At 41.2% G+C, this 5,303-nt stretch carries 3 protein-coding genes and 1 pseudogene; 3 read left to right on the top strand and 1 reads right to left on the bottom strand.

What is annotated here, in order from left to right:
- Window positions 1–142: 142 nt before the first annotated feature.
- A pseudogene (locus D5R40_RS30045) lies at window positions 143–763 on the top strand (sensor histidine kinase); the annotation flags it as partial.
- Window positions 764–1,772: 1,009 nt separating this feature from the next.
- Here D5R40_RS30045 and D5R40_RS36435 read toward each other — a convergent pair.
- Complete coding sequence (locus D5R40_RS36435; RefSeq protein ID WP_124145599.1) at window positions 1,773–2,006, bottom strand: hypothetical protein; 234 nt, start codon at window positions 2,004–2,006, stop codon at window positions 1,773–1,775.
- Between the two features lie 53 nt (window positions 2,007–2,059).
- Between D5R40_RS36435 and D5R40_RS30055 the strand changes: the two genes are divergently transcribed.
- Window positions 2,060–5,122: a hybrid sensor histidine kinase/response regulator gene (locus D5R40_RS30055; RefSeq protein WP_124155657.1), complete on the top strand. Its 3,063-nt coding sequence runs from the start codon at window positions 2,060–2,062 to the stop codon at window positions 5,120–5,122.
- 16 nt (window positions 5,123–5,138) lie between these two features.
- Window positions 5,139–5,303 (top strand): response regulator (locus tag D5R40_RS30060; RefSeq protein ID WP_124155658.1); only part of this gene is annotated, 165 nt, incomplete at its 3' end.

Below are 5,303 nucleotides of genomic sequence, written 5' to 3' on the forward strand. Positions count from 1 at the left end.
ACGTCCGGTTCTGAAGACGAGTCGGTCAAGGTAACTTGCCTGGCTTAGTTTAACATCAATTATTTCTTCCTATTCCCTCTTTTGGAGGAGATGTTTAGTGTTTCATCAAATACGATCTCAAGAAAGTTTGACCAACAAGAGTAATGAAATTATTGACTATGCAGAAGAAATTGATTTGGATTATAGTTTAGAAGACTTACCTAAAATAATTGATTCGATGACTATAGCGTGGGACAGATTAAAAAATATTAGCACTTCTCTGGGTACTTTTTCTCGTGCAGATAAAGATTATCAAGTACCTTTTAATATCCATGAAGGTATTGATAGTACTCTGTTAATTCTCAAACATCGCCTCAAAGCAAATCAACATCGCCCTGGGATTGAAGTAATTACAAATTATGGAGATTTACCAAAAAATTATTGTTTTACCGGTCAGTTAAATCAGGTATTTATGAATATTATTGCCAATGCTATTGATGCGTTAGATGAATCAAATACAGGTTTAAGTTTTGCAGAAATTGAGGTTAATCCTAACCGAATTAAAATTACAACTTCAATGGAAAATCAAGGAGTTAAAATTTCTCTTGCTGATAATGGTCAGGGGATGAATCAAGAAGTTAAAGCCAAGATTTTTGACCACTTATTTACAACTAAAGATGTGGGAAAAGGGACGGGTTTAGGATTAGCGATCGCCCATCAAATTATCGAACATAAACATGGAGGAAATCTTGGTAGTGCAGAGCGCAAAGTGTGGGATCAGTAATTATATCATTCCAGTCCCAAGGGGCGATATAGCTGCCGCACTTGCTCCACCAACGCCAACCCCGAGCTTTGGGCAGCAGTATTGTGATGGCGATTATGAACCCAAATCCAATTCAAGTAGGCCATACGCCTGACACCACGCTCCGCGAACGCTAACCTAACTGTGATCTTTGTTTGTTCCCCTTCCTGACCAAATTTATTCTGGGGTGCGATGCCACGGACCTATCTGCTGTCTGACATTCCCTTGAGCGCTCTAGTTGTTGAGTCTGGTCTTTACCGATCATATGCTTGACTTCTGGGGGCCAAACTCGTTGAGACCCACCCCAATCATCAGTATGCCACTGTTGACAATTAATTTTCCCTTCTGTGTTGGCGATTAATTCTAGGGTGAACTGGTCACTGTGTTTTCCGACTAAGCGTGGCCAAAATCAATCCACGTTCTGGATGGTTGAGTCATCCCCATCTCACAATCCCCTTGTGTCAATTCATTGATCTGAGAGTTTTTTTGTGTCTTGAGTACGTCTTACATTCTGGGGAGACCCCAGAATTACCCACTCGCTTTTTTTGGACGAATGACCAAAACTCGCCACTGCTGATTTGTGGGGTATTGATATTCTCGACATCAGCTAGATCAATCATTTACTTATCTTTCTATGATACCCGAGTTTGATGATGGCCACATAGAGGACATTCCATGATCATAGAAAGTGTTTGAGGACAATGATTATATTACCATTCCCACACTTTCGCACAGGCACTACCGAAATCTTTATGTGACTTCAACTCCTCGAGAAGGAACAGAATTTACAATTGTCCTTCCTCTTCAGTCAACAATTTCCTGAAACTGATAAAAAAGTCTTTATTCTAAATAATACAACCTAAAAACATGAAAGAATAACTGAAACTGAGTCGAAATCTTATATCAAATCCGTTGGCTACGGTTCCCGAGAAATCGGAGTAATATAATTTCTTCGATCTTCATACAATGGGTAAGGGCGAATGGCCATTTGCTAACGCCAAGCTGCCGCTAACGCCCCTACAATAGACATCTGGTAAAAATCAAAAATTAAATCAATTCTTATCCATAAATTATCAATTACTCCCCTCCTGGGAGGGGGAGGGGCGAGGGGTGGGTTCCCTGTTCCCTGTTTCCTGTTCCCTATTTTCTGGAGATGTCTAATATAGACTCTGATCTTTAAAATACTGAATAACATCGATGCTACCGGATTTGATGTTACTAGCACAATTCTATCAAACTTTATTTTAATACTAAATTTTAACACTAATTGAGAAAACAATGGCAGGAAATATTGCAGAATCTTGGAACTCACATAGAAACAAACATCGGTGGAGAACGACAATTGTTTTGCTCTGCTTGCTGTTGGCAGGGTATATGGGTAATTACTTCAAAATTCCCATAATTCTTCATATCGACTGGCTGTTTGGTAGTATTTTTACCATGCTGGTCGTCAGACTGTACGGGTTCGGTTGGGGCACGATCGCTGCCGCGATTTCCAGTTCCTATACAATTTTGTTGTGGCACCACCCCTCTGCCTTTATTCTCTACACCCTGGAAGCGATTTTTGTCGGTTGGGGACTGCGACGGCGCAGCAGCAACTTATTACTCCTTGATGTTTTTTATTGGGGAATTATCGGATTTCCACTTCTGTGGTTCCTCTATATCGTTGTCGCTAAAATTCCCCCTGAAAGTGTTTTATTCATTTCCTTCAAAAATCCACTCAACCAAATTTGCAATGCCTTAATTGCCAGTATGATTCTAACTCACACACCCATTGCTCAATGGTTTAGCATCAAGAATAAAACTCATGCCTTTGAGCAGACCCTCCTTAATTTGCTAGTAGCTTTTGTCTTACTCCCAGCAATGGTACTGACCATGTGGAACTGTCAGGATGCTACCTCTGTTCAAGAGAACAACGTTTTAGTTCGCCTAGAAGAAACCAGACAAAATGTCAGTACCGATATACAGAACTGGCATCAACAAAACCTGGAGAAGTTGGAAGCACTCGCATCCAATATTCAAGATAGCGTTCCGCTGTGGAATCGCTCAAACCGTTCCCAGAACCAGGAAACAATTCAAATTGCTCAACAAACCGTTCCCGATTTCCGCAATCTTTATATTACAAACACATATGGGCAGATTCTCAATTCAACCACTGTCGAAAACGCTAATCAAAATGTTACTCAACTAAACAGTTTACCACTTCAGGGTTTGTTAACAGCAAAACAGCCAATGCTCTCTGAGATGATAATGATATCCGATTCGCCAACGATCTTTCAGAGTATACCCATTTGGCAAGATGACAACCTAGTGGGTCAATTTGTTGCAGAAATTGATGTAAATAACCTGAAAAAAAGATGGCTATCCAGTCAGTCTACATCAACTCGGCTAGTGAGTTTACTAGATATACGAGACCGGGTCATTACTACCACTCGCGAAGATCTGAAAGTAGGGCAACCCTTTGATCGAGACCGGAATGGTGAAATTTATTGGATCGATCAAAATAGCTACCTTTGGGTACCGAATATTCCCAACACTGCTAAAGCCGTGCTTTGGAGAAAGTCATTTTACGTGCACAAGAGTGCTATTGACGGCGAGCTTCCATGGATAGTGGCGATCGAAACACCGACTGCTTACTATTTGGTAAAACTTGAGGGATTTTACACCAAAAGCTTCGCTATTCTGATGGCGATCGCTATCCTAGCACCTCTTTTAGCAAAACCCATTAGCAGTAGTCTAGTTAAACCCTTACTGCAACTTGCCAATCTCACCAGCAATTTACCCGATAAACTCACAGAACATCAATCGCTACAAATTCCAGCCAGTTCAATTACTGAAATTGAAACCCTGTCTAGTAACTTTCAATGTATGACAAGTGTTCTGCAAGATAAATTTCAGGAAATTCAGCAAGCCAGTTTGGAACTTCAGCAAGCAAAAGAAACTGCTGACAGGGCCAACCAAGCCAAAAGCGAATTCCTCGCTAACATGAGTCACGAGTTACGCACTCCACTTAATGGTATTCTTGGCTATGCCCAAATCTTAAAACGCAGCGAACCTCTCACCCAAAAAGGGCAAAACGGCATTGATATTATTTACCAATCCGGTTCTCACTTGATGAACCTAATCAACGATATATTGGACCTCGCCAAAATCGAAGCCCGAAAATTAGAACTGCATCCCACAGCCATCCATCTGCCTTCCTTCCTGCAAAGTGTTGTTGAAATCATCCGCATTCGTGGCGAACAAAAAGGGATTACCTTTAATTTCCAGGTTAGCTCTCAATTGCCTACGGGTATTTGCGCGGATGAAAAACGTTTGCGTCAGGTTTTGATCAACCTTCTGGGCAATGCCATTAAATTTACCGAACGCGGTAGCGTGACTTTTAAGGTTGAATCCATTGGGGCAAAAATTCGCTTTCAGGTAGAAGATACTGGGGTGGGGATGACTCCAGAACAAACCGAAAAAATCTTTTTGCCCTTTGAGCAAGTTGGCGATCATAAAAAGCAAGCAGAAGGCACGGGACTCGGACTAACTATTACCCGTCAAATTGCTGCGTTGATGCAAAGTGAAATCCAGGTTCAAAGTATTTTAGGTGAAGGCAGCACCTTCTGTTGGGAAGTTGAACTGCCTGAAGCAGAAGATTGGGCAGACACTTTGAGAGTCATGCAACAAGGCGTAATTCAGGGTTACAAAGGTGAGAAACGCAAAATATTGGTTGTTGATGACCGTTGGGAAAATCGTTCCGTATTAATTAATATTCTAGAACCCATCGGCTTTGAAATGATCGAAGCTAACAATGGAAAAGAGGGTATCGAACAGGTACTAAAAACATCGCCGGATTTAGTTATTACTGACTTATCTATGCCTATAATGAATGGGTTTGAGTTTTTACATAAGTTGCGTTCAGGAACTGACTCCGAAGGAGTATGCCATCCCCAACTACAAAACAAAATTGTTCTGGTCTCTTCCGCCAGTATTTTTGATATTGATCGCCACAAAAGTCTAGATGCTGGGGGAAATGATTTCTTACCAAAACCAGTGCAAGCTAAAACTTTACTAGAACTGCTGCAAAAACATCTACAATTAGATTGGATTTATGACGCAAATAACACTGAAAAACAGAATATAGAGGTTGTTGCCGATGAAATCCAGCCACCTGAAACAGAAATCTTGCAGCAAATCTGGGAATTAGCCCAAGATGGAGAAGTTGATGGCATCATAGAAATCGCTGAACAACTTCAGGATAACAATACTGCTGCCTTTACCCAAGAATTGATCCGCCTTGCAGAAGCTTGCGAAATCAAACAAATGCGAGCATTTATTCAAAACTACCTCGTTTAATAAGGAGCAGAAACCCATGCCAGATCCAACCCAACCATTTATTTTGATTGTGGATGACAAACCCACTAACTTATCTGTGTTGTCAAAAGCCTTAAAAGCTGCGGGCTATAAAGTCCGCATGGCAGTTGATGGTGAAGATGCTCTAGCCCAAGTACAACGCCATCACCCAGACATGATTCTG

The organism is Okeania hirsuta (assembly GCF_003838195.1).
In the GTDB taxonomy this organism is placed as follows: Bacteria; Cyanobacteriota; Cyanobacteriia; order Cyanobacteriales; family Microcoleaceae; genus Okeania; species Okeania hirsuta.

What these genes read in the sequence shown, in the direction of transcription:
- D5R40_RS30055 (WP_124155657.1), top strand. Translation starts at nt 2,060, where the DNA reads ATGGCAGGAAATATTGCAGAATCTTGGAACTCACATAGAAACAAACAT.